At 56.5% G+C, this 26,180-nt stretch carries 24 protein-coding genes and 2 pseudogenes; 15 read left to right on the top strand and 11 right to left on the bottom strand.

All coding sequences use genetic code 11. The annotated features are described in order from the left end of the window. Nucleotides 1-31 precede the first annotated feature (31 nt). Nucleotides 32-781, top strand: coding sequence for an SDR family oxidoreductase (locus RV1423_RS24560; RefSeq protein WP_034302710.1), 750 nt, complete (start codon nt 32-34; stop codon nt 779-781). 128 nt (nt 782-909) lie between these two features. Here the strand turns inward: RV1423_RS24560 and RV1423_RS24555 are convergent, their stop codons facing one another. Next, nucleotides 910-1,278 carry a helix-turn-helix domain-containing protein gene (locus RV1423_RS24555; RefSeq protein WP_034302707.1) on the bottom strand — a complete coding sequence of 123 codons (369 nt, stop codon included), beginning with the start codon at nt 1,276-1,278 and terminating at the stop codon, nt 910-912. A gap of 101 nt (nt 1,279-1,379) precedes the next feature. On the opposite strand from RV1423_RS24555, the gene RV1423_RS24550 reads away from it, so the two are divergent. After that, entirely contained in the window at nt 1,380-2,099 is a 720-nt protein-coding gene (locus RV1423_RS24550) for an NmrA/HSCARG family protein (protein ID WP_051516931.1), read from the top strand. A gap of 44 nt (nt 2,100-2,143) precedes the next feature. On the opposite strand, the gene RV1423_RS24545 is transcribed toward RV1423_RS24550, so the two are convergent. The 3 genes from RV1423_RS24545 to RV1423_RS24535 all read right to left on the bottom strand — a co-directional run bounded on the left by RV1423_RS24545 (nt 2,144) and on the right by RV1423_RS24535 (nt 5,352). After that, nucleotides 2,144-3,187, bottom strand: coding sequence for an IS481 family transposase (locus RV1423_RS24545; protein WP_034302706.1), 1,044 nt, complete (start codon nt 3,185-3,187; stop codon nt 2,144-2,146). 485 nt (nt 3,188-3,672) lie between these two features. Next, nucleotides 3,673-4,431, bottom strand: coding sequence for a nucleotidyltransferase family protein (locus RV1423_RS24540; protein WP_231502500.1), 759 nt, complete (start codon nt 4,429-4,431; stop codon nt 3,673-3,675). A gap of 120 nt (nt 4,432-4,551) precedes the next feature. Then, a complete protein-coding gene (locus RV1423_RS24535; protein WP_034302760.1) occupies nt 4,552-5,352 on the bottom strand; it encodes a helix-turn-helix transcriptional regulator in 801 nt (266 codons plus the stop codon). Nucleotides 5,353-5,463: 111 nt separating this feature from the next. On the opposite strand from RV1423_RS24535, the gene RV1423_RS24530 reads away from it, so the two are divergent. Beyond that, on the top strand, nt 5,464-6,288 hold the full coding sequence (locus RV1423_RS24530; protein ID WP_034302758.1) for a sulfite exporter TauE/SafE family protein: 825 nt from the start codon (nt 5,464-5,466) through the stop codon (nt 6,286-6,288). 325 nt (nt 6,289-6,613) lie between these two features. Here RV1423_RS24530 and RV1423_RS30985 read toward each other — a convergent pair. From RV1423_RS30985 to RV1423_RS24510, 5 genes and pseudogenes are all read right to left on the bottom strand, one after another. Then, nucleotides 6,614-7,225, bottom strand: a pseudogene (locus RV1423_RS30985) (MBL fold metallo-hydrolase); the annotation flags it as partial. Further along, nucleotides 7,226-7,701 (bottom strand): annotated as a pseudogene (locus RV1423_RS30980) (transposase); the annotation flags it as partial. Between the two features lie 128 nt (nt 7,702-7,829). Next, nucleotides 7,830-8,531, bottom strand: a complete 702-nt coding sequence (locus tag RV1423_RS24520) for a class I SAM-dependent methyltransferase (protein ID WP_034302701.1) — start codon at nt 8,529-8,531, stop codon at nt 7,830-7,832. After that, nucleotides 8,531-8,977 carry an Rrf2 family transcriptional regulator gene (locus tag RV1423_RS24515; RefSeq protein WP_034302698.1) on the bottom strand — a complete coding sequence of 149 codons (447 nt, stop codon included), beginning with the start codon at nt 8,975-8,977 and terminating at the stop codon, nt 8,531-8,533. Before RV1423_RS24515 ends, RV1423_RS24520 begins: the two co-directional genes overlap by 1 nt. Before the next feature lie 231 nt (nt 8,978-9,208). Continuing rightward, a complete protein-coding gene (locus RV1423_RS24510; RefSeq protein ID WP_231502499.1) occupies nt 9,209-10,168 on the bottom strand; it encodes a LysR family transcriptional regulator in 960 nt (319 codons plus the stop codon). A 449-nt stretch (nt 10,169-10,617) separates the two neighbouring features. On the opposite strand from RV1423_RS24510, the gene RV1423_RS24505 reads away from it, so the two are divergent. The 9 genes from RV1423_RS24505 to RV1423_RS24465 all read left to right on the top strand — a co-directional run bounded on the left by RV1423_RS24505 (nt 10,618) and on the right by RV1423_RS24465 (nt 22,419). After that, nucleotides 10,618-11,784, top strand: coding sequence for an ABC transporter substrate-binding protein (locus RV1423_RS24505; protein WP_051516929.1), 1,167 nt, complete (start codon nt 10,618-10,620; stop codon nt 11,782-11,784). A 111-nt stretch (nt 11,785-11,895) separates the two neighbouring features. Next, on the top strand, nt 11,896-12,816 hold the full coding sequence (locus tag RV1423_RS24500; protein ID WP_034302691.1) for a branched-chain amino acid ABC transporter permease: 921 nt from the start codon (nt 11,896-11,898) through the stop codon (nt 12,814-12,816). Continuing rightward, nucleotides 12,813-14,651, top strand: coding sequence for an ATP-binding cassette domain-containing protein (locus RV1423_RS24495; protein ID WP_051516928.1), 1,839 nt, complete (start codon nt 12,813-12,815; stop codon nt 14,649-14,651). The genes RV1423_RS24500 and RV1423_RS24495 overlap by 4 nt, the downstream gene beginning before the upstream one ends. After that, entirely contained in the window at nt 14,644-15,354 is a 711-nt protein-coding gene (locus RV1423_RS24490; RefSeq protein ID WP_034302688.1) for an ABC transporter ATP-binding protein, read from the top strand. Before RV1423_RS24495 ends, RV1423_RS24490 begins: the two co-directional genes overlap by 8 nt. Before the next feature lie 144 nt (nt 15,355-15,498). Continuing rightward, complete coding sequence (locus RV1423_RS24485; protein WP_034302686.1) at nt 15,499-16,500, top strand: NAD(P)-dependent oxidoreductase; 1,002 nt, start codon at nt 15,499-15,501, stop codon at nt 16,498-16,500. Next, nucleotides 16,497-17,534 carry a hydroxyacid dehydrogenase gene (locus tag RV1423_RS24480; protein WP_034302684.1) on the top strand — a complete coding sequence of 346 codons (1,038 nt, stop codon included), beginning with the start codon at nt 16,497-16,499 and terminating at the stop codon, nt 17,532-17,534. The genes RV1423_RS24485 and RV1423_RS24480 overlap by 4 nt, the downstream gene beginning before the upstream one ends. Nucleotides 17,535-17,544: 10 nt before the next feature. Further along, nucleotides 17,545-20,592 carry an FAD-binding and (Fe-S)-binding domain-containing protein gene (locus RV1423_RS24475; RefSeq protein WP_034302682.1) on the top strand — a complete coding sequence of 1,016 codons (3,048 nt, stop codon included), beginning with the start codon at nt 17,545-17,547 and terminating at the stop codon, nt 20,590-20,592. A gap of 17 nt (nt 20,593-20,609) precedes the next feature. Continuing rightward, the gene (locus tag RV1423_RS24470) at nt 20,610-21,392 is read left to right on the top strand and encodes a fumarylacetoacetate hydrolase family protein (RefSeq protein WP_034302680.1); all 783 of its coding nucleotides are present in this window, start codon (nt 20,610-20,612) and stop codon (nt 21,390-21,392) included. Between the two features lie 133 nt (nt 21,393-21,525). Next, on the top strand, nt 21,526-22,419 hold the full coding sequence (locus tag RV1423_RS24465) for an SMP-30/gluconolactonase/LRE family protein (RefSeq protein ID WP_034302678.1): 894 nt from the start codon (nt 21,526-21,528) through the stop codon (nt 22,417-22,419). Between the two features lie 132 nt (nt 22,420-22,551). On the opposite strand, the gene RV1423_RS24460 is transcribed toward RV1423_RS24465, so the two are convergent. Continuing rightward, complete coding sequence (locus RV1423_RS24460) at nt 22,552-23,442, bottom strand: LysR family transcriptional regulator (RefSeq protein WP_034302675.1); 891 nt, start codon at nt 23,440-23,442, stop codon at nt 22,552-22,554. A gap of 152 nt (nt 23,443-23,594) precedes the next feature. Here RV1423_RS24460 and RV1423_RS24455 point away from each other — a divergent pair, with 152 nt between their 5' ends. Next, nucleotides 23,595-24,224 carry an FMN-dependent NADH-azoreductase gene (locus RV1423_RS24455; RefSeq protein WP_034302747.1) on the top strand — a complete coding sequence of 210 codons (630 nt, stop codon included), beginning with the start codon at nt 23,595-23,597 and terminating at the stop codon, nt 24,222-24,224. A 15-nt stretch (nt 24,225-24,239) separates the two neighbouring features. Further along, nucleotides 24,240-24,833: an NADPH-dependent F420 reductase gene (locus RV1423_RS24450; protein ID WP_034302672.1), complete on the top strand. Its 594-nt coding sequence runs from the start codon at nt 24,240-24,242 to the stop codon at nt 24,831-24,833. Nucleotides 24,834-24,935: 102 nt separating this feature from the next. Here the strand turns inward: RV1423_RS24450 and RV1423_RS24445 are convergent, their stop codons facing one another. After that, a complete protein-coding gene (locus RV1423_RS24445; protein WP_034302668.1) occupies nt 24,936-25,388 on the bottom strand; it encodes a helix-turn-helix domain-containing protein in 453 nt (150 codons plus the stop codon). 134 nt (nt 25,389-25,522) lie between these two features. On the opposite strand from RV1423_RS24445, the gene RV1423_RS24440 reads away from it, so the two are divergent. Beyond that, complete coding sequence (locus RV1423_RS24440; RefSeq protein ID WP_034302665.1) at nt 25,523-26,158, top strand: NADPH-dependent F420 reductase; 636 nt, start codon at nt 25,523-25,525, stop codon at nt 26,156-26,158. Nucleotides 26,159-26,180 lie beyond the last annotated feature (22 nt).

The raw sequence follows: 26,180 nt of genomic DNA, 5'->3' as shown, positions 1-26,180 counted from the left end.
TTCTGCTTCCCCTGACGATAAAAGGACTCACATGAAAACCGTTTTAATTACTGGCTGTTCTTCCGGATTCGGTCTCGAAATCGCGAAATATTTCTTGAGCCACAATTGGAAAGTCATCGCCACCATGCGTACGCCGAGTGACGATGTTTTGCCGAAATCCGAACATTTGCGCATCTTGAAGCTGGACGTAACTGATGCAGAAAGCATCCGTCGTACGGTCGAAGAAGCCGGGACGGTCGACGTCCTGGTAAACAACGCTGGCGTCGGTATGCTGGGGCCGTTCGAAAGCACGTCGATGGATGCCGTACGCGATGTGTTTGAAACGAATACGTTCGGCACAATGGCCATGACGCAGGCATTTTTACCCCAGTTCCGGGCACGCAGAACAGGCACTGTCGTCAATGTGGCTTCGTCCGTGACACTCAAAGCCTTGCCGCTGCTTCCCGTCTATACGGCCAGCAAAGCAGCGATTGTCGCATTCACCCAATCCCTGGCGCTGGAGCTAAAGGAATTCAACATACGGGTGGGCGTGGTGCTACCTGGAATGGCGCCGGAAACCGCATTCGCCAGCAATTCATCTGCGAGAATTGCGCAAGCATTCCCTGAGGACTACTCGGCCACGATGAATGCTGTGATGTCGGGATTTCAAAATTACGTTGGTTTAGTGACGCATTCGATAGATGTTGCGGAAGCAGTCTGGCAGGTTGTGCAAAACGGTTCAACTGCATTCTGCGTTCCGGCCGGCGCGGATGCAGTCGAATGGTTTAACGAAGTTCGTTAGAGCTATGTGCCGGACGTTGATATGCGATACGTGCGCGTGTGCGTATCGCACACCGCGAGGTCCGCTCATGGCGCCGATAATGGACATCCCGTCAATATTGCTGCAGGAAGGAGTTTCCTTGATCATTTTTAATTATCTATCTGCTGCTTATTCGCATAAACAGCCTGATGCGACCGTATCTCCTCTCGATGATCATCTGCCCATTTGAGAATGGCGCGCAGGTGCGGCTCAAGAGACCGCCCCAAGGGGGCGATTTCATATAGAACTGCGACAGGAGCCGTACTCACAACACTGCGAGTAATGAAGCCGTTTGCCTCGAGGCGCCGTAGGCATTGCGTAAGCGCTTTCTGGGTGATGCCATCATTTGCCCTGCGCAGTGCGTTAAAGCGCAAGGGGCCGCTGCAGAGGCATCCCAGCACCAACAGCGACCATTTGGTGGTGATCTCTTCCAATATGAGACGGTTCAGTTCTAGAGTTTCCGGAGAAGCAGCAGTCATGGTGAGGGATCCTTTGGGCTACCTGGTAGCCTCCAGGTGCGTAATTGCGTTCCGGTATAAATTGTATACCATCATCGATTCTATTCATTATGGGGAATCGAATGAGCAAAGACGAGCAGTCAATGATCAGTAGAGCCGCACAAGATGCTAGCGCCAAAGGAACGGTGCTGGTGTTTGGGACCACCGGGCAGCAAGGCGGTGCCGTGGCGAGAGCGCTTAATAGTCGCGGATGGCCTGTGAGGGCTTTTGTGCGCAATCTAAATGGAGAGAAAGCGAAAGCGCTCGCTGCTAGCGGCATCGAGTTGGTTAAGGGCGATTTCTCCGACCTCTATTCAATGAAGCGAGCGATGGCAGGTGTCTACGGTGTGTTCAGCATACAACCGAGTTCAGGCCAAGGCTCTGTATATGGCGTGACGGATGACGATGAAGTGGGCTACGGCATAGCTATTGCTGATCTCGCAGTTCAAGCAGGTGTGCAGCACTTTATCTACACGTCGGCAAATGCCTCGGGAGACGGGAAGACCGGCATGGGGCACTTCGACAGTAAGTCGGAGATTGAAGCCTACATCAGGCGCAGCGGCCTGAAAGTGAGCATTGTCCGGCCAGCTGCGTTCATGGAGCTTCTCATGCTGCCAGGGATGGGATTAGATACAGGCATTTTTACGTTTTTCTTACGCCCGGGCCAGAGTGCGCAGGTGATTGCTGTTGACGATATAGGAAAGATAGTTGCCGCCATCTTCTCGGCGCCAGAGCAGTTCGTCGGAAAGACCCTCGAAATCGCCGGTGACAGCCTAACTTCATCTGTAGTAGTCGCGATCTGATCTGACAGTCACCCGGTTTGACGTATGCAGTTGTCAGGTCAAATTCAGTTGTTCAGTGTGGTGATTTTATCTCGCCAGGCCTCCTTTCCGTCAATTAGCGTTTGCATCGGTGTCCGGCCGCAACACATTTTTCCTTGATGTGTGCGGTCGTTGTTGTAATACGCCAGCCAATCATCCAGATCGCGTTGCAGCTCTTCAAGTGAGTGGTAAATCTTGCGCCGGAAGGTGACCTGATAAAACTCCTGCAGAATGGTTTTATGAAAGCGCTCACAGATTCCATTGGTCTGCGGATGCCGGACCTTTGTCTTGGTGTGCTCAATGTCATTGAGGGCCAAATAGAGCTGGTAATCATGTGCTTCCGGCCGGCCGCAATACTCGGTGCCGCGGTCGGTCAGGACACGGATCAGACCCATTTCTTGTTCAGCCAGGAACGGCAATACCCGGTCGTTCAGTAGATCGGCGGCGGTAATCGGTGTCTTCGTCGTATAGAGTTTGGCCGCTGCCCACTTCGAGTAAGTATCGACGAAGGTCTGCTGATAAATCCGGCCTACGCCCTTGATGGTGCCGACATAGAAGGTGTCCTGGCTGCCGAGATAACCTGGATGGGCCGTCTCGATTTCGCCGTGCGCCACATCGTCTTCCTGCTTCTTCTCGAGCGCAACGACTTGCGCTTCGGTCAACACTTCGCCAGTTTCGGCAACGTGCCGCTCCAGCGCCGAGAGACGCTTCTTGAATGACTCCAGGTTGCGTCGGATCCATACCGACCGTACCCCCGATGGAGAAACGAAGATGCCGCGCTTACGCAGTTCGTTGGAGACACGGACCTGACCGAAAGCCGGCTGTTCCAGGGCGAATTCGGCCACAGCCACTTCCGTGGCCTCTTCAACGCGATTTCTGAGATTGGGCTTGCAACGATTGGCATCGATCAGGGCATCGACGCCACCGGCTTCCAATGCCGTTTGATAGCGATAAAACGTATCGCGGGAAAATCCCATTACCTTGCAGGCACGAGACACATTTCCAAGTTCTGCAGCAAGATTGAGCAGCCCAACCTTGTGCTTGATCACATTCTGAGGAACACTACGCATGGGGTTACTCCTTGGCGCTTACGCGCTGGTTTAATAAAGATTCGCACCTCTATCAAACCGGGTAACCCCACCATTTGGCAAGGCCTTACTGTCCGATCAAGTCGGAACTACTACACTTCATCTGACCTTGAGAATAGCCTCAGCCGGGCTGCAGGTCACCCGATCACCTACCACCGCTTTCCCGACAGCCTTCTCGCTGAGAACAAGTTCTTGGGAAGACTCGCTGATCTATTCGATGACGGCCGACTGAGCGGGCACGCTGACATCGCCGCTCTGCGCCGTGAATTCGGACATCTCATGAGCTTCGATGAATGGCTTGGCGGGCCCGGACGCTCAAAGCTAGCATCGGCATTATCTGCCACCGACGGGCAAGTTGCTTTGCGCCAACTCCCTATCACCAATGACGGCAAAATGATCTGCTGCACGTAGGCGAATCTGCCGTGAGGTTTGGCCGTTCTTGGTCGGTTGCGGACTCGATTCTGGTCCTACAAATGAATTTGAAGATGAGGCCATTCTTCGATCCACCTCTTCGACCGAATCCGATCTTCGAAGATGATTTTCTTATCGATAAGAAATCGTGCTGTCGGACGAATGATTGCCTGATAGAGATCATCAAGGCCATAAGGTGCAGCAATCTCAATGATATGTCCATCAACCACTCTAATGCCCACTGCAGTCGCCGTCTCTGGCCAAAATCGCATGGCATCGGTAGCGGAGCTGTAAGGGGCATCGTCATTGCCAATATGCATTCGACCTTGATTCTTGACGGACCATTGAACTGAATCATCGGCCTTCGACAGCAGACTTTCCAACTCATGATCAATTGCTTTGTCTATACGTAAAGGATCAAACCATATGACATCTATATCACCATGATGCATACGGGATGATCGGCCATGAATAGAATCCCAAACCGCATTTCTTATGAATCCCGCTCCCACCCAACAATCAGGCAGATCTAGTACTGCGACCAATCGCAACAAACGTAGCCTAATGGCGTCATTCAAGATCAGGTTCTGAAGTTCACGTTGATATTTCATATCGTAGATGACAGCTCCTGGCCGAGACTGTGTGAAAACGTTGGAATTTTTAACCGGTTGAAAAATCGACCTCTCAAATCGGTCGCTATTCAATTTTTTCGATATCGAAAAGGATCTCCCTGCCCACGATTTTTTTGCAGATTTGCGTTTTACACAGCCTCGCCGGTTGCGGACGTCAGCTTCCGCCCCAAAGCCGCCAATCATCAAATTTTCCCGATGGTCCCCAATGCCGCGGTACCCGTTCTACAAAAATTCAAATTGCTCGCCCGGCACCCGCCATTGGCGCCAGTAGCGCAACGGTCAACAGTGTGGACACGAATTCAATCAATGAGGTGTCCGGGCTCGACTGGGAGCGGTCATCTGTGACCTGACGAACTCCGAGGGTGGACATGCCAGCCTCTTGCGGAACATGGTGGAAAACGCTCCTGGGCTTTCGTAGCCAAGTTCCAGCGCCACAGCGGTCACTGGCTTTCCCATAGCCAGCAGGGCCAAGGCTGAAATAAGGCATGCCTGCTGTCTCCATTCGCCGAAGGCCATGCCCGTCTCTGCGCGAAAGAATCGGCTGAAGGTCCTCTCGCTCTGGTGCAGCTTCTTGGCCCACTCGCTGGGTGGTGTATGGACAAAGGGGCGATGAAGAAACGCAATACACAGTGAAGCAAGCTGAGCGTCCCGCGGCAGCGGGGCAAAAAATGGCAGTACGCTGGCACGGGCAATTTCATGCAGCGCGAGGCTCATCAGCAAGCCATCGCGGCCGTCTAGGTCGTAGAGCGCAGGAGTGTCCACCGCTTCAAGCAGGAGCTGCCGCAACATTGGCGATACCATCAGCACTTCGCACTGAGCACCAGATCGGGGAGCGGCTGCAGGTTCGATGTACAGGCTGCAAGTGCTCACGCCTACCATGCGTACTCGATGCGGCTCTCCTGCGGGTATCCAAACGCCACTGTGCGGCGGAACGACCCATGCACCATCGTCCGTTTCCACTTCCATCAGGCCAGTTTTCCCATAGAGAAATTGAGCGCGACGGTGGCTATGCGTTTCTAACAGTGTGCCTTGCGCGTATTCCGTTTCGATAGCAAGGACGTCGCGAGGGAGCGCGTCAACGGCGTCGAGAGGCAAGTTTAGCAAAGCAGCACCCAAGAAATATTGGCCGAAGAACGAGTATTGTTGGCTAATCGTCGAAAGCAAGCCAAAAACGCAAAGAATAACATAAAGCATTCTTTGCAAATTGAGGCTTTTATGGAGTTTTACTTGTCGCTGGCAGCCTGCGGATGCATCGCAGGGGTAACCACAGTTCTATTTGGCTTCGGCGGTGGGTTCGTCGTCGTTCCGCTTCTCTATCAGTCCATCTCGCATCTGAGCGAGCCCGGTACGTTGGCTGCACAGTCCGCAATGCACGTTGCAGTGGCCACCTCCACCTGCGTCATGATTTTCGGCTCACTGGTTGCCACTCGAAGGCATCACCGAGCAGGGTCGTTGGACTGGTCTCACATACGCCCAATGCTACCTTTCATAGCATGCGGTGCGATGCTCGGAGCCCTGACGGCAACTGCGCTTCAAGGTGTTTGGTTGCGCTGGGCATTTGCGGCCTTTCTGGCGTTCACCATACTGGACTGCTTGTTGCGCCCTGGATTTCTTAACCAAACTGGGAGCGGTCAATACCGTCTGACATTGGGTGCGACAGCTTTGGCAGGTCTCATCGTGGGCTGGGTGGCCGCACTGTTGGGCGTGGGCGGAAGCGTAATGACAGTGCCACTGCTGCGGCGTCAAGGTATCAGCATGACCGGTGCCACTGCGATGGCTAACCCTCTATCATTGCCCGTGGCATTGGCAGGTTCGGCAACCTATGTCGGCATGGCGTTGGCAGGCATGCCTTCTCAGGGAGACTGGCACGTCGGATATGTGGACCTGCGTGCATGGGCAGTGCTCGTGCTCGGCTCCTGGGCGGGCATACACCTTGCTTCCCCCTGGATTGGCCGCATCCCCGACAGGGTTCATGCGACAGTGTACCTGGGATTGCTGACCGTCGTACTTGCTGCCATGGTCTGGCCAACTTCTTTCTAGTCCCCTGGACCTTTGCTGAGGACTCAGCGCATCAAATCAGTAGTGTCTTAATTCAGCATCCGGATTCCTATGCACTCAGTATCCGCCATGGAAGGTTGCCGAATGCCATGCCTGCTTCCAAACGGCGTCGAACTGGACCACCAGGTGGCGAACCGTGTTGCACACCCGCTTACAGCGGACGTTCAGATGTGTTGGCGATCGACGTTCATGCGTCTGTTTCACCTTGCAGTAAGCACGAAGCGACCGACGTTGCTGTTATCACAGCACCATTGAGTTCGCAGTTACTACAGCGTGATATCAAACATGATTGCTTCTGTCCATGGCCTCATGCTTCTGTCTCATAAAGTAGACCGTAGCTCCCACCCATTCGCTTTATTCGCGCAAAGCCCAGCTCTCCCAAATGCATGCCGGCGATCAAAAGTCCTTCCGAACTGACCAGGTCCAGAAGCCGTGAGCGTGTGGCGGCTGCCAGAGAAGGGTCTTGATCGAATGCGATCGATACGTCAGGCCGTTTAATCTGGATATGAGGAAAATGAACAATATCCCCCCAAACCAGCAGGCCCTGATCATGGGATTCGAGAAGATATCCAGAGTGCCCATCTGTGTGTCCCGGTAGCGGCATCGCGCTGATACCGGGAAGTACCTCCCCTGCATCGAAAGTACGAAGCTGGTCGCGATAGCCGTCGAACACTTGACGTGCTATCAGAAAGTTACCGCGAGCACGCTCGCTGGCACGACTTAGATTGCCGTCATCCCGCCAAAATTCGACCTCTCTCTGATGAACAACAAGCTCCGCATTTGGAAAAGCAATTTGTCCGGCCCTGTTCACCAACCCTCCGACATGATCAGGATGGGCGTGTGTGAGCAGGATGGTATCGATCTCTGACGGTTCGATGCCCGCAAGCGATAAATTGGTTCTCAGGTAGCCACCCCATTTAAACAGTGTTCGATAGATGGTTTCGTGCGACACATGCAATTCCCTATCGTCTGGATAACTATGCTTAAGCCATCCTGCTATTTGCTGGGGGAGCATTGCTGACGCAGTTTGACCGCGACGAGTCTAGCTGGCCGGTGGTCCTCCAGTAGCTTACAAGGTTTGGCGCGATGGGCGGCCCGGTCCGCTTGAGACGCGCGGTAATTCCCAGCACCGCCGTTGCGGCTTAACTCCCTGCTGATCGTCAATGGCGATCGCTCCAGGTTCCTTGCAATGGCGCGTATGGATTGGCCGGCAACCATCGAACGGGAAATCTCTTCTGGTTCTGCCAAAGACAGCGCCGTATTGGCGCGTGTTCTTTGTGGTGGTCTGATGCCACCACTTACTGCCAGGATATTCGATACAGAGGAGTAATTGCGATCAAATAGCTGTGCAATTTGCTGGAGGGACTCCCCCTTCCTCCAGCGATCCCACATCATGGCCTTCTGGCTATCAGTATAGATGATCCTTGTTCAGCGCCCCATTGCAACACTCCTGCTATTCGCACAGCTTTAGTATGTTGCACTCACCGGTTGAACCCGCCGCCGAGACCCGACATTGAGATGTTTCAAGGAACGTTAACCTTGGTACGCCATGCATGAATAAGCCCGCACTGATAAAAAAGTGTCGGCTGTTCAAATCCACCTGAAGCAATTATTTCCCCGACTTTTTCTTGCGGCAAGATTGCAACGTCTCGCGCATATGCAGTACGCATCTGATTGAGCTTTTCAGGCCCAACATCGGCATTACTCATCATTCTCATCCATATTTCCAATAAATTCAGATAGCTGTATGAATCTACGTCAGAAGAGAGGTCCGAACTGATTAAATATCCGTCGGGGCGAAGTCTCTGTTTGATACTTTGAAAAAATCCAACTCGTTTATCTTGCTCAAGTATGAACTGAGAAACTAGGAGAGATGTAGCGGCATGGAATGCTTCACCCTTTGGAAGCGAATCCAAATAACCTTCGTGAAAAGTACAACGTGATGTAATACCTTGTTTTTCGGCTTTGTGACGAAAAACTTCAAGCATCGGCCCCGACGGCTCAACCGCAGTGAAATGCCACCCTGGGAATTTTTCAGCAAGAGAAATTATTTCAGCACCAGTTCCAGCGCCGATACTGAGGATTCTCGCATTGTTAGGTAAATCGGAAAGTACTGCGCTTAGGAGCAGGTACAACCCATCCCGCAAAGGGGCCAACTTTTCCCATTGGTTGTCATAAGATGCGGCTTGCTGATTGAATATTGCTAGAAGTTTTTTGTTGTCCATTAATCGTCCATCTTCTTTTTTGCTTTCCTAAAGCGCTTGTGAAAATCAGCGCTCAACATAGCCAATGTCACTTCTCCTAGCCGAGAGATAAGTAACGCCTCTGCTTCTTCAAATGTTTTATTGAGTGCTGCATTGACCGCTTGCTCCACAAGGCAATCCGGCGTCTCGCTTCTACTCTCCATCGCGAGTAAGGAAGGGCTTCCAAGCGCAATATAGATGTCGCGCAATGTAACTGTTGATAAGTCGCAAACGAGCGTCCAGCCGCCACCATGTCCCTTTTCTGATTGAACATATCCCTGTTCCCTCAAACCGGCCATGATTCTCCGAACTACAACTGGATTAGTATCCATAGCCTTAGCAAGCAGTTCTGAAGTCATGGGGCTTTGGTGCTCTGCAAGGTGCAGCAGAATGTGAAGTACTCCTGATAATCGGCTATCTCTTCTCATGTAACTTAATATATTACATGAAAGATAAATATGTCAATTACTCGTCCATTTAGTCTTAGGACATTCCTATGAATTGATACCTTATGAAATACAGGCGAGGAATTTGAATGTCCGCTATTTACGATTGTGGACATCATCGTAAATGAGTGCCGTCTGGATTTATTGCCTCTTCGTCTCGCCGGGTGGGGCAGCGCTGGGCATGTCAATCCCGACGCTGCAGGACTCCCATCATCATTTTTTAGATGTGCTTCGTTTTACGAAAGATCGGCTGCCGCCCTGCGAAATACGCGCTGTCGTCAAAGGCGGCATATGATGTCGCTCCGCAAATTGCGTGGCAACAACCTTCAGTGCATCCATGAATATCTCTGCTGCAGGCGACGGTTCACGGTCCTCGCGATACAGTACGCCTATCGTGCGTTGTGCGGAGTCGTCGATCAGCGGTCGCGTCAGCAGATCGTCGATGCGCAATGCCGGCAATGCCAACAGAGGCAGCACGGCGATGCCCAGACCCTGGCGCACCATCTCGACTGCGGTGGTCATGTGCGTCACGTCATAGCGCGACGCGGTACGTGCTGGCGCATCCTGTACCGCGCGGTCGTATTGCGTGCGCGGCGTCGATCCCTGCGAAGTCAGAATCAGATCATGCGGCGCCAGGTCACGCCACGTCATGCGCTCCGGAATGGCGACTTGATAACTCTGGGAATATACCGCCACGAAGCGGTCGTTTAACAATGGCCGGAAAGCAAGACCGGTGACCGGGTTCAGCAAGGTGCCGAGGCATAGCTCAACTTCGTTGGTACGCAGCATCGACAAAAGATGATCGTGATGAGCTTCAACGACGCGGATCTGCAGCGCCGGATGAGTGCGTTGCAATTCACGCAGAGTGCTGGGGATGAGCGTGATGGCCGTCGATGGCAACGACCCTAGCACGATAGCGCCACGCTTGACCGTGGCGAGGTCGCGCATGTGGTTATAGGCTTCTTCGAGATCCAGCACGGGTCTCTGGATACGCACCAGAAATTCCCTGCCGGCTGAGGTGAGATTGACGTTGCGCGTGGAGCGGTCAAACAGCTTCACACCCAACTCGCTTTCCAATTCCTGTATCAGCGCGGTGAATGAGGGCTGCGAAACGCACAGGCGATCGGCTGCTCGCACGAAGGTGCCGGCTTCCTCGGCGAGTAGGAAAGCCATCAATTGCCGAAATTTAATATTATTAGCCATTAGCTAATAATATTCATGTAAATTTGATTTGTCGAGTGGCTTCTCATCGTCGATACTAGAACTCAATTCATCAATAGACGTGAGATGCGTCCGTTCTGAGAAGAACCAACAGGGAGCGGACCGCTTTGGCGGATTGCCGTGTTACGAAACTAGGTCAAGACGCCCAGTAGTCATCCAGTTTCGCACCTTGCACTCCATTCCAGGCATGACTCGTTCGCACTCAAGCCTATTGATCAAAAGAGTTCTAGCACATGACTGCTTGGGCAACCCTTGGGAACAAAGGGAAGAAACGATGGCAAACGCCATCTTGCGCCACCGGCGCAATGGATGAACCAACCATCCGGGACATTGCCGCGAGGTGACGGCCGGAACATCAGGAGACAAAATTGAATCGAATCAAATGTTGGGCGACGAGCCTTATGGGTGCCGTCGTGTTCACAGCGGTAGCGGCGCATGCACAGAAAATCAAGATCGGTTTCAACGGCGACTTATCGGCATCGCCTTCGGCGCTGGTCGGTCAATCGTCGGTGGCGGCGATGCAGGTGGCTATCGACGAAGTCAACGCCGCTGGTGGCGTGCTGGGGCGCAAGCTGACGCTGGTGGTGCGCGACGACTTGTCGCAGCCGGCCAAGTCGATTCAAAACATGGTCGAACTGATCGACAATGAAAAAGTGGCCATCGTGCTTGGCCCGACCAACTCCGGCAATGCGCTGGCATGGCGCAGTATTCCGAACCAGAAAAAAGTACCGGTGATCGTGCCGATGGCCAACGCCACCGACATCACCAAGCCGCTGAGTCCGGGCGCCGACAACTATATCTTCCGTGTATCGCTGGTGGATGGCGACAGCATCGTCGGCCTCATGGCTTACGCCAGCAAGAATCCGAAATCGAAGAAGATCGCCTACCTGGCCGAAACTACCGGCTACGGCCAGGCGGGACTGAAAGACATCCAGGAGATCGGCAAGCTGCATAAGATTGAACCGGTGATGATCGAGAAGTTTGGCGTCAACGATACCGACATGACTTCGCAGTTGAACAAGCTCAAGAGCGCCGGCGTCGATACCGTGGTGGTGTGGGCCCAAGCCACGCCACTGGGCCTCCTGATGCGCAGCATGGAAAAAATCGATTATTTCCCGGTGGTGCTGTCGGGCTTCGCCACCGACCAGCCGCCGTTCCTGCAAGCCGCCGGTCCCAAGCTGATCGAGTTACCGATTTTCATGCGCACCATTCCCGGTGGGCCCATGAGCAAGCCGATGCAAAAGCTGTATGACCAGATCTCCAGCAAGACCACGCTCGGTGCGCCACTGATCGCTCAGGCCGCGCACAGCTACGACAGCGTCAAACTGTTTGTGCTGGCGGTACAACAGGCCGGCAGTACTGACGGTCAGAAGGTCAAGGCGGCATTGGAAAACCTGCAGCAGCCCTATGCCGGGCTGATGAAGAACTACGTCAAGCCGTTCTCCAAGACCCAGCATGAAGCCCTGACCGCACCCGACTACCATTGGATCAAGTGGCAGAACGGCAAAGCGATTGAGTTCAATAACGACGTGATCAAGTCGCTCACGCCGGCCGACTTCAAGCGTTAATTCAAGCGTCAGTCAATACACCTTGGCGTGCTTGCGCACCGAGGGACTTACAGCAAGTTTTATTCACATCGTCTCCCGCCCGGCGGGAGACATCAGATAAAGAGGACCCCAATGTCGACTGCGCTATTTCAGGCGCTGGTGAGCGGCCTTGCCGTGGGCGGCGTGTATGCACTGATCGCCCTGGGTTTTAGCATCACCTACACCACCACGCGCACCCTGAATTTTGCCCAAGGCGAAATGGTGACCGCCGGTATTTTTACCTGGATCGGCGGCTTGCTGTGGTTGCTGGGCCGGCCACTGTCTGTGACCGCCACGTTCGCTGATGCGCCTCTGTGGCTGGTGGTCGTCGCTGCCCTTGGTGCGACGCTGCTCATGGGCGTGTTGGGTGCGCTGCTGTATCTGCTGGCAATCCGTCCGTTTGCGGGCAAGGCCAGCATGTCGTGGGTGGTGTCAACGATCGGTTTCGGCATCATCCTGCAAAGCGCCGGACTGACGGTGTGGGGCGCGGGTACCTTCGTGGTGCCGTCGCCGTTCGGTGACAAGCTGATCCGCATCATGGGCACCGGTGTGCGACCGCAGGAGCTGCTGGTGTTCGTGGTGTCGCTCGCGGTCATGATCGCCATCGACTGGACCATCCGCCGCACCACGCTGGGCAAGGTGATGCGCGCCGTGGCGCAAAACAAGCAGGTCGCCAGCCTGATGGGCATCAACGTCGCCCATGTGATGATGGGCGCTTTCTTCCTGAGTTCGGCGCTGGCGGGCCTGAGCGGCATCCTGATCGCACCGATTGCCACGGCGTCCATGTTCATGGGCTTTTCGTTCGGCCTGAAAGGATTTTGCGCGGCAATGATCGGTGGCCTTAGCAATGCGCGTGGTTGTGCGGCGGGCGGTTTCATGCTGGGTCTGCTGGAAGCCTATGTCAATCTATGGCAGGCGCAGTGGCGTGAAATAGTGGTATTCGGCCTGGTGATCGTTGTGCTGGCGTGTCGTCCCAGCGGTCTGTTCGGCAAAACGCTGGTGGAGAAGACATGAGAAATTCCACTGCAATTTTTCTGTCCATCGCATTCGCTGCAGTCATCGGCGCGGCTGCCTGGGCCTTCGGCAATGCCTATCACTTGCGCATCGTTTTCATGATGTGCATCTACTACCTGTGTGCTTCGGGCACCAACGTGCTGGTCGGCTACGCAGGCCAGAAGTCGCTGGGCCAGGCCGGTCTGTTTGCGGTGGGTGCTTACACGGCAGCGCTGGCTTCCACACTGCTATTGCTTGATCCATGGCTGGCCTTGCTGGCGGCGGTGGTAGTGTCGGCGGTGTTTGGCGTCGTGCTTGCCTTGCCTTCGCTGCGCGCCAAAGGGCCTTATCTGGCGATGGTCACGCTGGCCTTCGGCATCGTGGTTGAAAAAATCGTCACCGAGTGGAGCGATTTGTTCGGCGGCGCACAAGGCATCTACGGCATCCAGGGGCCGAGCATTCAGGGCGTGCCGTTCTCCGACATCCAGTGGGTCTGGTTGGGACTGGCGATGTGTCTGGCGGTGCACCTGCTGTTGCGTGGTTTCCTGAAAGGCAAATTCGGCCGCACTTTCCTGGCCGTGCAGGCCGACGAAATCGCCGCCGGTTCGTCGGGCATCAACGTCTATTCCTTCAAGGTGCTGGCCTTCGTCATTTCGGCGGTGACCTGCGGTATTGCCGGCGCACTGGTGGCTCAGCAAAACCAGTACATCAATTCTGACTTCGTCGGCTTTCCGCTGTCCATCTTCATTCTGCTGCTGGTCTTGTTCGGCGGCGCCGGTATGCTGTACGGCCCCCTGATCGGCGCGGTCCTGCTGGTGCTGATCGACGCCTTCCTGTCGCGCTGGCCGAACCTGCAGCATCTGGTCTATGGAGCGTTGCTTCTGTTTGCCCTGTACGTATTGCCCAAGGGGCTGGCTGGACTGGGCGGCAAGTTGTTTTCCCATGCCGGGCGTGGTGTGCCGCCGTCGCCTTGCGAGTCGGCGACCTCGGCTGCATGGAGCGGCTTGTTTGGCGAGGCGGTCACCGGCGATGACATGGAACTGTTGAGCGTGCACCAGTTGTGCAAATCCTACGGTGGCGTCAAGCCCGCGCAGAACATCGACCTGAGCATCCGTGCCGGCCACATCCACGCACTGATCGGTCCCAACGGCGCCGGCAAGAGCACCATGATCAACATGATCTCCGCCGTGGTGCAGGCCGATTCCGGAAACATCCGCTTCCTGGGCAAGGAAGTTGGCAAAGCCGCGCCCCATGATGTTTGTGGTCTGGGCATTTCGCGCACCTTCCAGAACCTGCGCCTGTTCGCCGATTTGCCGGTGCTCGACAACGTGCTCATCGGTCGTCACAGCAAGATAAAAAGCGGTTTCTGGTCTTCGCTGCTGAACCTGCCGTCGGCGCAGCGCGAAGAGCGCCGGGCACGCGTCGAAGCCTTGCTGATACTGGCCTGGCTTGGTTTGTCGGAATACGCGCAACATCCCGCCGGTGGTCTCGCTTACGGTCTGCAGCGACGCGTGGAACTGGCGCGCAGCCTGGCCAGCCATCCGCGCCTGCTATTGCTGGATGAACCTGCCGCTGGCCTGAACCCTTTGGAAACCGCCGAACTTGGCCGACTGCTGGTGCGCATTCGCGAAGCGGGCATCACGATACTGATGGTGGAGCATCACATGGACCTGGTCATGAACATTTCCAATCACGTCACGGTGCTGGACTACGGCATCAAGATCGCCGAAGGCACGCCGCAGGAAATTCAAAATAACCCGGTGGTCATTGCCGCTTATCTGGGTGCCGAGAGCGATCCAGACTGCGAGGCGGCAATTGACGAGGCCTGCGCGCCGCAGGAGGCCGGTCATGCTTGAGTTGAACAACATATCGGTCAAATACGGCGCCATTGAGGCCGTGCGCGATGCCAGCATTTCGGTCAAGACGGGAGAAGTGGTGGCGATCCTCGGCGCCAACGGTGCCGGCAAAAGTACGCTGCTCAATTGCATCGCCGGCCTGATCCATCCTGCCGACGGCAGTATCAGCCTGGCCGGACAAGACATCACTACCATCCCTGCCCACGTTCGACCTGCATTGGGCTCGGTGCTGGTGCCGGAAGGACGCGGTGTGTTTGCGGACCAGAACGTGCAGGACAACCTGGTGCTGGGTGCTTACTACAAGAAATATTCGAAGGCGAAGCTGCAGGAAAAAATCGACAGTTGCTTTGCGATGTTTCCGCGTCTGGCAGCCCGACGGCATCAGATTTCAGGAACCTTGTCGGGCGGTGAACAACAGATGCTGGCGATTGCCCGCGCCCTGATGGGAGAGCCGCGCATGTTGCTGCTTGACGAACCGTCGCTGGGACTGGCACCGATCATCATCCAGGATATTTTCCGTTCCTTGCACAGCTTGCGCGAGGCCGGCTTGACCATTCTGCTGGTGGAGCAAATGGCCAACCAGGCCTTGCAGCTTGCCGACCGCGCCTACGTGCTGGAAACCGGGCGCATCACCCTGTCCGGTACCGGCCCCGAGTTGCAACGCGATCCCCAGGTACGCGCCGCGTACTTGGGCGTGCATTGAAAGGGCGCTGCATGGCGCGAACCTGCATGAACGACTAAGTCACTGACGCCGCTACGGCGGCAACTTCAACACGTCATTTTTTCAGGGACCAGCCTTTGGCCGGCCCCAAGGACCAGCTTCAATTTTTTTTCAGGACGGGACATCATGGACCTTATCAACAAGAAGTTTTTGATCACCGGCGGCTTCGGCCTGCTCGGTTCACATATCGCCGAACAACTGCTGACGGCCGGCGCCCGTCAGGTTGTCTTGTTCGACAATGGCTCGGTGGGTTCGCGCGAGACGGTGCGTCATCTGCTGGACGATCCGCGCATCGTCGTGATCGGCGGCGACATCCTGCGCCAGAACGAACTCTATGACGCGCTGGAAGATGTCAGCGGCGTGTTCCACACTGCCTATTTCATTACCCTGCCGCTGTCCAAGAACCTGTGGACCGGGATGGATGTGAATATCCGCGGCATCATGAATTTGCTGGAAGCATGCCGCATCCGCGGTGTCCAAAAAATCATCTACTCCTCGTCCATCTCGACTTACGGCAACACCAGCGTCGGGGTGATCACTGAAGACTGCCCTTTCTCCAGCCATGGCGTGCATCCGGCACCTGCCTTGTACGGCTCGGGCAAGGTCATGTCTGAACATCTGTGCGCATTTTTCAAACAACGCTACGGACTCGACTACGTGGCAGTGCGCGTGTCCAGCGTGTATGGCGAACGCCAGCACGGTCGTGGCATCAACGTGTTGCCGATCATGCAGGCCTACGACCGCATCAACCAGGGACTACCACCTCTGGTCAATGCCGAAGCCGATGAAGTGCATGACTACGTCTACGCCGGCGACGTCGCCGCCGCCCAGTTGCTGGCGATGCAAAGTGGCGTCAGCGGCGAGGCCATCAACGTCGCGGCGGGCGAATCCACCACTTATGAAACCCTGATCCGAACGGTGCTGGAAGTCTGCGGATCTGACCTGGAACCTGAGTTCAGACAGGAAGCCGGTCGCATCAAATCGGCCGGCGTCACTGCCAACCGTTTCAGCATCGACAAGGCCGCCGCGCTGCTGAACTGGCGTCCCACGGTGACGCTCAAGCAAGGCATCCAACGTCTGATCGAGTGGGAAGTCAAAGCCGCCAGCGCGGGAGGAAACAAAGTATGAGTCAGCCCATTTTCCGCGTCGGCTATATCGCCCCGCCGATGTATCCGAGTTTTGTCGAAACCTTGCAGGACGTTTCCGGCATCGAGCTGATCACACTCACTCTCGATGACGCGCCGGAAAAAATCGACGCGGCACTGGCGAGCTGCCACGGCTACTACGTCAGGGCCGCGCGCGACGAGTTGCCGCTGCGCTGGCAGCTCAACGCCGACCTGTTGGCGCGCATGCCGCTGCTGCTGGTGGCGGCCAGCTACGGCGCCGGTTACGATCCCATCGATGTGCCTGCGTGCACTGCGGCCGGCGTTGCGGTGACCAACCAGGCCGGCGGCAATGCGCAGGCCGTGGCCGAGCATGCCATCGGCATGATGATGACGCTGCTCAAACGCATTCCGGAAGGGCATGTTGCCGTGACCGTGGGGCGCATCGGCCGCCGCGAAGACTTGATGGGGCGCGAGCTGGCCGGCAAGACCGTCGGCATCGTCGGTCTGGGCCACGTGGGTGCACGCACGGCAGCGCTGTTGAGGGTATTTGGCGGCAAGGTGCTGGCTTATGATCCTTATCTTGATGAGCAGGCGTGCAAGCAACGCGGCGCCGAGAAGGTGGAGATGGACGAACTGCTGCACGAGAGCGACGTCATCACGCTGCATTGTCCCTTGAGCACGGACACGCGCAACCTGTTCGATGCAGAAAAATTCGCAGCGATGCGCGCGGGCGCCATCTTCATTAACACCGCGCGCGGCAGTACCTATGACGAAGTTGCGCTGGAACAGGCCTTGCAAAGTGGTCACCTGGCGGGCGCTGGCCTGGATGTATGGGAGCAAGAGCCGCCGTCGCCCGAGCATCCGCTGCTGCGTCACGCCAATGTGTTGGCAAGCCCGCACACTGCCGGCGTAACACATGAAAGTCGTGACCGCGTGGCGCGTTACGCGGCGCAGACCTTTCTCGAAACTGCTGCCGGAAAACTGCCTGAACGGCTGGTCAATCCAGTGGTGCAGACGCGCTTTGAAGAACGCCGCCAACTCATCCTGAAGGCGTGAAGGGACGTACATGATTCCGCGTCTCCACGACAACGCCGCACCGGCGACGCTGTATCTGTCCTTCCTGGCGGAGCTAGCCGCGCTCGGCTTCGAGGGCGAATGTTCGCATGGCGCGGCCGACCGCGTGGTGCTGGCCACAGACAATTCCATCTATCAGGTGACGCCGCAGGCGGTGGTGTTTCCCGCGCACCATGCTGATGTGGTGCGCGTCATGCGCCTGCTGGCGTTGGCGCGCTTTCGCGACATCAAACTTAGTCCGCGTGGCGGCGGCACGGGCACCAACGGGCAATCGCTGACCGACGGCCTGGTGGTCGATTTGTCGCGGCACATGAACCGCATCCTCGAGATTGACGTCGAACGGCGGCTGGTCAGGGTACAGACCGGCGTGGTCAAGGACCAGCTCGACCGCGCGCTGGCGCGACACGGCCTGTTCTTTCCACCGGAGTTGTCGACCTCCAACCGCGCCACCATCGGCGGCATGATCAGCACCGACGCCAGCGGCCAGGGTTCTTGCCTGTACGGGAAAACGCGCGACTACGTGGTGCAGTTGCACACCGTGCTGGCCGATGGCACGCCATGGCGTTCGCAGCCGCTGGAAGAGACGCAACTGGAAGAGATAAAACGCCGGACTGATCGCGTGGGCAGCGTGCATCGCCTGCTCGACGATATCTGTTCCAGCCAGAAGGAACTGATTGCCAAGATTTTCCCGCGTCTGAATCGTTGCCTGACCGGTTACGACCTGGCGCACATTCGTGACAGCGCCGGACGCTTCGATCTCAACTCCATCCTGTGTGGTTCCGAGGGCACGCTCGGCCTCATCACGGAAGCGACGCTGAAGGTGCTTCCCTTGCCCGCCTGCTCAGCTCTGGTCACGGTACAGTACGACAGTTTTGATGCGGCGTTGCGCGATGCCCAAGCGCTCATGGCTTACGGCCCCGCCTCGATAGAAACCATAGACGCCACGGTCTTGCAACTGGCGCGCAACGACATCGGCTGGGAAGACTTGAAAGACATGTTTCCGGCGTCGAGCACCGGTGTCAGCGCGGGCGTGAACCTGATCGAGTTTGTCGGCGATGAGGCAGCGGTGCTCCGCGCACAGGTACAAAACGTGATGCGCGACATCACTACTACCTCGCAGGATCGCAGCGCGACGGCTGTGGCCTGGGAGCCTCAACAGATCGAGCGCGTCTGGGCCATGCGCAAGCGCGCCGTGGGCTTGTTGGGAAATCTGGCCGGTGAACAGCGGCCGATCCCTTTCGTGGAAGATACGGCGGTGCCGCCCGAACACCTGGCCGACTACATCGCTGAATTTCGCGCCGTGCTCGACCGTAGCGGCGTGCGCTATGGCATGTTTGGCCACGTCGACGCCGGCGTGCTGCACGTGCGTCCGGCGCTGGACATGAAAGACCCCGTCCATGTGGCTATGGTACGCGAAGTTACCGATGCAGTGGTGGCATTGACGCGTAAATATCACGGCCTGTTGTGGGGCGAGCATGGCAAGGGTATGCGCTCCGAATTCTCGCCGCAGTTCTTCGGTGCCTTGTATCCCTCGCTGCAAAGCATCAAGCTTTCCTTCGATCCGTACAACCAGATCAATCCCGGCAAGCTGGCGGCGCCGGCCGGTGAGGCATTGATGACCATCGACGGTACGCCGATGCGCGGCCAGCGCGACCGCCTGATTCCACCGATCGTGCGCGCAGACTATGAGAAGGCAATGCATTGCAACGGCAACGGCGCCTGCTATAACTTCGATGTTGACGACGCCATGTGCCCCTCCTGGAAATCGACCCGGGAGCGTCGTCATTCTCCCAAGGGACGCGCCACGCTGTTGCGCGAATGGTTGCGGCAACTGGCCGGCTCCGGTGCGCAACCGTTGGAGGAAAGGGAGTTGCTGCAGCGACAGTCGCCCTGGCAAGCGTTGCTTGCATGGCCGTCGCGCCTGGTCAACACGTTGCGGCGGAGCCCCGATTTTTCGCACGAGGTGAAGGAGGCCATGAACGGCTGCCTGTCGTGCAAATCTTGTGCCGGTCAATGTCCCGTCAAGGTGGACATTCCCAAACTGCGGGCAAAGTTTTTGTTGCTCTACTACGGCCGCTATTTACGGCCCCTGCGCGACCACGTAGTGGCACTCCTCGAAGAACTGCTGCCGTCAATGGCGCGCTTTCCGCGCCTGATCAATGCACTGATGCACCAGGGGCCTGGGCCTGCGCTGTTGCGTCGGATTGGCTTGGTTGCCACGCCTCGCCTGGCCGAGCTGGGTCTCGGTGCGGAGCTGTCGCGTCGCGGTATTCCCATCGTCAGCCTCGAACGCCTGGAAGCGCTGACCTCCAGCGAGCGCCACCATACCGTCATCGTGGTGCAGGATGCCTTTACCAGTCACTATGAAACGATCCTGCCCGACCTGCTCGACCTGCTGAGAGTATGTGGTGTCGCGCCGATGGTTGCACCGTTCCGGCCGAACGGCAAGGCCCTGCATGTGCACGGCATGTTGGGACGATATGCCCGCACGGCGAAGAAAAATGCCGCTATGCTCAATGCGTTCGCCGCCACTGGCGTAGCCCTGGTCGGCCTCGATCCGGCCATGACGCTGAGTTATCGGCAAGAGTACGCTGAGTTGCTCGGCAGCGACGGCGCACCGCCGGTGCTGTTGGTGCAAGAGTGGCTGGCGCGCCATCTTGAGGGCATCCCGCGGGCCACCAAGAATGCACCGCGTCGCAGTCACTATCTGCCGCACTGTACCGAACGCACCACCGCACCGGCCGCCATGCGCGACTGGCAAACGGTGTTTGCCCACTGCGGGTTAGAGCTGGTGACGCTGGCCAGCGGTTGCTGCGGCATGGCCGGCACCTGGGGGCATGAAGCAGAACATCGCGCACAATCGGAGCACATTTACAGCCTGAGTTGGGCGCATCACGTCATGAATGCGCAGAGGGAAGATATTACCCTGCTGGCCGACGGATTTTCCTGTCGCTGCCAGGCGGCGAAGATAGACAGGGTCGCGCTCTTGCATCCCGTGCAGTGGTTGTTGGCGTGCCTGACGCCGCCATGCGGAGAATAATTTTTTGGAGAAACATCATGAAATGGATACACTTCACAGCTCCCGGCGCTACCACCGCCTACGGCATACTCGATGGACAACACATTGTTGAAGTCGAGGGCGGGCCCTTCGGCCCACACAAGCTCACCGAGTGCCGTCACCGCCTCGACGAGGTCAAAATCGAGGTACCGTTTATCCCGCGCACTTTTTATGCAGCAGGCCTGAACTATGTGCGCCACGTCAAGGAATACGCCGAGCAACAAGGCAAGTTGCCCGAACTGCCGGGCCAGGCCGACATCGGTTACCGCGCCGTCAACGCCCTGATCGCGCACGATGAAGCAGTGGTCATTCCATACGGCGCAACGCAGGTGCAATACGAGGGTGAGCTGGCGGTGGTCATCGGCTGCAAGGCGCGCCGCCTGACTTATGAAAATGCCTTATCCTGCGTGCTCGGTTACACCATCGGAAACGACGTCAGCGAACGGAACTGGCAAAAGACAGATCGCACGTTCTGGCGGGCCAAGAATTCGGACACGTTCAAGCCGATGGGGCCGTGGATAGAAACCGATTTCGATATTGATCAGGCGAACACCACCGTGCGCGTGAACGGTGAGATTTCTTCCCATTTTCGTACCAACGAAATGTTGTTTGATATCAGGACGTTCATTTCCACGATGACCCGCAACATCACGTTGTATCCCGGTGACGTAATCTGGATGGGAACCGATGGCAAGTCACCTAATCTGCGTGCCGGTGATGTAGTAGAGGTAGAGATCGACGGCCTTGGTTGCCTTCGCAATCATTTTGTCGATGCAATGTAGCAAAAACGTTGAATGGCGCTGAAATCGGAAGCCGGGACAAAAAATAACGGCTGAAAAGACCGCAATGCGGGAGCTCCGGCGCCACATTTACTTTTTAGCAATATCTTGTAGTAACAATCGGCAAAGGAACGACATGGCGCGTATAGATGGTTTTAGCGTGGACAAGACTACGCTGCAATTTGTAGGAACAGGATTAAGCCGGCCGGAGTGCATCATCGCAGAGCCCGACGGTACGCTCTGGATTTCGGATAATCGCGGAGCGCTCACCCATGTCGAAGCGGGTACCGGAAAGCAGCGCCTGATTGGGCCGGCTGAGGGCATTCCGAATGGTGTGGCGATGGAGCCGGACGGCACGTTCCTGGTTGCCGATATCGGCGCCGGATGCCTTTATCGCATCGACCGCGACGGCAACAAAACGATGTTATATGACAAGATCGACGGCAAGCGCATAGGCGCAGTCAACTTTGTTTACATCGACGGCAAAGACCGTCTGTGGATAGCCGTCTCCACCATCACAGAGCCGCGACTGCTTGCAGTTGATACCGCGATTCCTGATGGTTATATTTTGCTGATCGACGAAAATGGCCCGCGCCGTGTCGCGGAAGGGCTGTATTTTACAAACGAGATCCGCATCGACGGCGAAGGAAAGTATCTGTATGTCGCCGAGACTACGGCTGGCGGTGTTACCCGCTTTACCATCGAAGACGACGGTTCGTTAAGCGATAAACAGCCATTCGGTCCGCGGCCTCTGTTCAAGGGAGCCAAGGTCGACGGTATTGCTTTCGATGCAGACGGCAATCTCTGGGTCACCGAAATCACGCGCAACCAGATCGTGGTGTTGAAACCCGACGGCACGGCGCTCACCGTCTTTGAGGATCCTGAAGGCAAGGTGATTGACTTTCCGACCAGCGTTACTTTCGGCGGCCCGGATTTGCGGACGGTATATGTCGGCTCGCTCCGGATGGACAAACTGGCCGTATTCACTTCGCCCGTCCCTGGCGTGCCGATGCGACACTGGACAGTGTGACGAGGAGCGGCAGCTATCAGTCAGACTTTGTTGACTGCATCCGCATAGGGCTTGCGTGGTCCGGTAGGGTCCTCTCAGTGTGTCATTAAAGAAGTGCCTGCGCCTTCGACTGTGCAGCCGAGTGAGCTGATGCTAGACCGAGCCTGACAAGTACTCAATCATCCATTGCCCGGCCGGACCTAGCTGCCGATCCGCGCGATATGCACCGCCCATTGCAAGCTTGGCAATTCGTACATCAAACTCAACAGGCCGAAGAATCTTCAACCGTCCTCGTGCAATATCATCCTCAACAAGATGCGCCGGCATGCTTCCCCATCCGAGTCCGGCTAACAGCATCGAATGTTTCGCCCCCAGATCCGCAAGCCGCCAGGTCTGACTGGATAACACGCTGTAATCACGCCCAGATGTCATCGACGAGAGGTCTGTCAATACCAACTGAACATATTGCTGCAAAATATGTGATTCGATGGGTCCGTCAAATACTGCCAATGGATGGTGCGGCGCTACAACCGGGAGCAAGTCGACAGTGAGCATGTGAAAACGCTTCAAGACGGTCATGTCGGTAAATTGTGATTGCAGCAATCCGATCATCCCGGTGCCATCAAGCAATAATTCAACGGCAGCGCCTAATGGCTGTACATAAACGCGTGGTGGAACGCTCGGGAATCTCTCTCTGAATGCCGTTAACGCTTTGACGACTGGCGGCATTGGAAACATGGAATCCAGGACAATCGTCAGTTCGGCTTCAAGCCCGCTGGCAAGGCTACGCGCGGAGTCGCGGAATGAATTGGCTTCATCTGCAATACGGCGAGCCCGCACCAGCAGGGCCTTGCCTTCCTCAGTCAAGGTTGGACGATATGCCGTTCGATCAAACAGCAGCAGATCTATCTGGGACTCCAGATTCTGAATTCCATAAGTTACCGCAGAGCGGGCGCGATGAAGCCTCTTTGCGGCCTGCGTGAAACTGCCTTCGTCGACTATTGCGAGGAATATCTGGATCTGGTCAAGAGTCAGTGCATACATGTTCTAAATTATAGGCGGAGTTGAACTACATTTAGATAGTTTTTTCGTCGCTGATTGTCCGTTAAAGTTCGCATTGAACATCGCTGTCATGGCACTGAACCTGCCAATGCATCGAGCGATCACCATTTAACGCTATGACAAGGACTTCCCTAATGACAAACGTATTGATGCTCCTCTCCAGTCCGCGACGCGACGCGTCGCTGTCGACCAAAGTTGCAACGGCACTCTCGAATCGGCTTGCGTCCGAGTTGAGCGCCACTATCACGGTTCGCGATCTCGCAGTCGACTCGTTGCCGCATATCGATCCAGCATACGCAATCGGCCGCTTTGTACCCGTCGCAGAGAGAACGCCTGCTCAAATTGAAGCAGTCGGCTTGGCCGAGACGCTGGTTGCAGAATTGAAGGCTGCCGATATTGTTGTGATCGCCACGAGCATGATCAATTTCGGGCCATCCTCAACCCTCAAAACCTGGATTGACTATATCGTGTGGCCAGGCGTCACCATGATCCCTTCGCACGAAGGCATACGCGGCCTGATCACTGGCAAAAAGGTTTTCATTGTCGCTGCCAGCGGAGGAATCTATTCGAGCGGGCCGATGGCGGCAAACGATATGCTGGTGCCATATCTCAAGCAAATTCTGGGTTTTATCGGTTTGTCCGACTTCGAGACAATCCGCGTCGAGGCCCAGAGCCTCAGTCCGGAGGACGCTCTGAAGAGCGTTGACGCCGCGTTGACGCAAGTCGCCACTCTGAAACTCTCCGCCAAGTCAACCGGCCACTGATAGAGGAACGCCCGAATGACCTACGCTATCATCGGCTCCGGCAATGTAGGATCGGCCATGGCAGGGCAATTCGCACGCGCCCGGATCCCGGTGTCGATCGCTAACACACGAGGACCGGACTCTTTACAGGATCTGGTCAAGAAATTCGGGGACATGGTCTCGGCCAAAACGTTGGAAGAGGCACTTGCCGCCGACGTTGTGTTTCTTGCAGTTCCTTTCACGGTCGTTGAAACGCTTGCTGCGGCGCTTCCGAATTGGGCTGGCAAGATCATTGTCGATCAAACGAATGCCCACGGAGTGCCTCCTGAAGTGTCGGCAGGACGCCTGTCTACAGAGATTGTTGCCGGCTTGCTGCCTGGCGCCTCCATTGTCAAGGCCTTCAACCAGCTCCCTGCGGCGGTACTGGCAAGGGATCCGTCCCAAGACGGTGGCAAACGTGTCGTGTTCTTGGCAAGTAACGAAGATGCGGCCGCCGAGTCGATCAAATCATTGGCCGTCCAACTCGGGTTCTCTCCAATTTTCGTAGGACGCCTCGACGAAGGGGGCCGCCTGTTGCACATCCCCGGGCCTTTAGTGCTGCATAACCTTGTCGAGCATCCGTGCAAGTAGGCTTTTGCACAAATCCGTAAAACTGAAACAAGAAAGCCCGGATAGAGGGTTTTCTTATTTTTTCCACGTCAGCTTCAGGTGCCGGCACGCTTGCCGTCTTGCTCACCCGTTGGCATCGGGGAATATACATCCGCCATTGCGAACCAGCGCCTTCACCTCTTCACTCACTTGCATGGGATGCTTCCTGATTCGCGCAATGAATTTCTTTTGGTTCCGCACGTACGATTTCGCATCGTACTGCGCGCTCCACAGGACGATGTTCAGCATGATGGGAATAAGGTCCAGACCCTTCTCGGTCAGCGTGTAGAAGTCCTTGCGCCCGTCATCGGGGTTGGGCGCCCGCGACAAAATTCCTTGCTCCTCAAGAAACGCCAGGCGAGCAGCAAGAACATTGGTCGCGATTCCCTCTTCCGATTTCAAGAACGCGCCATACGTCTTTTTGCCCGCAAAAACGATGTCGCGAATGATCAACAGCGACCATCGGTCGCCGAAGATCTCCACGCCGTAGTTCACCGCGCAATGGGACCGAAGGTCTTCTTTACTCGTCGTTTTCATGACCGGATTTTAACATCACTTGCGTATCGCAAGTAAATTTCGGCTTTTCACTTGCTTTTTACAAGTAAACTGAATAGCATGGTCTGCATGTTGAGCGCGGTCGCCGGATCGTGCCGTTCATGCTAAGGAAATAGATGAGCACAATCAGTATCATCGGAGCGGGTGGCATGGCCGCGGCAATCGCTGGCCTTGCCGCCAAGGCCGGACACGGCGTCGAGGTGATGAGCCGCGACGCGGCCAAGGCGCGGGTACTCGCCGAGCAGATCGGCGCCGGTGCGACGACAGGCACATTCGGCACCGCCCCGGCCGGGGATATTGTCGTCCTGGCGGTGCCATACGCCGCCGTTCTGGACGTGGTAAAGCAATACGGTGACAAGCTGGCAGGCAAGCTCCTGGTCGATATCACCAACCCCGTCGCCGCCGACCTCGCGAGTTTTGTGACACCTGGCGACAGCTTCGGCGCGCAGGAGATCGCCAGGGTCGCCCCTGCCGACGCGGTCATCGTCAAGGCATTCAACACCCTGTACTCCCACGTCCTGGCTGCCGGTTCATTTCAGGGTAGCCCGTTGGACGTGTTCATTGCGGGCAACGACGCGCAGGCAAAGGCACGCGTCGCGATGTTCATTGAGAGCCTCGGGCTACGCCCGTTGGATATCGGGCTGCTGCCCATGGCGCAGACGCTGGAGCACGTCTGCCTGCTGTCGCTGGGCCTGCTCGCCCACTCCATCAAGCACACCAACTTCTCAATCGGGGTCAGCCTTCCCGGCTGAGCTCACTCGTAACACCACTTTC

It is taken from the genome of Herbaspirillum sp. RV1423 (assembly GCF_000577615.1).
Classification (GTDB): domain Bacteria; phylum Pseudomonadota; class Gammaproteobacteria; order Burkholderiales; family Burkholderiaceae_D; genus Herbaspirillum.
The sequence above is the reverse complement of the archived record's forward strand: the minus strand, read 5'-3'. Positions and strand labels throughout refer to the sequence as shown.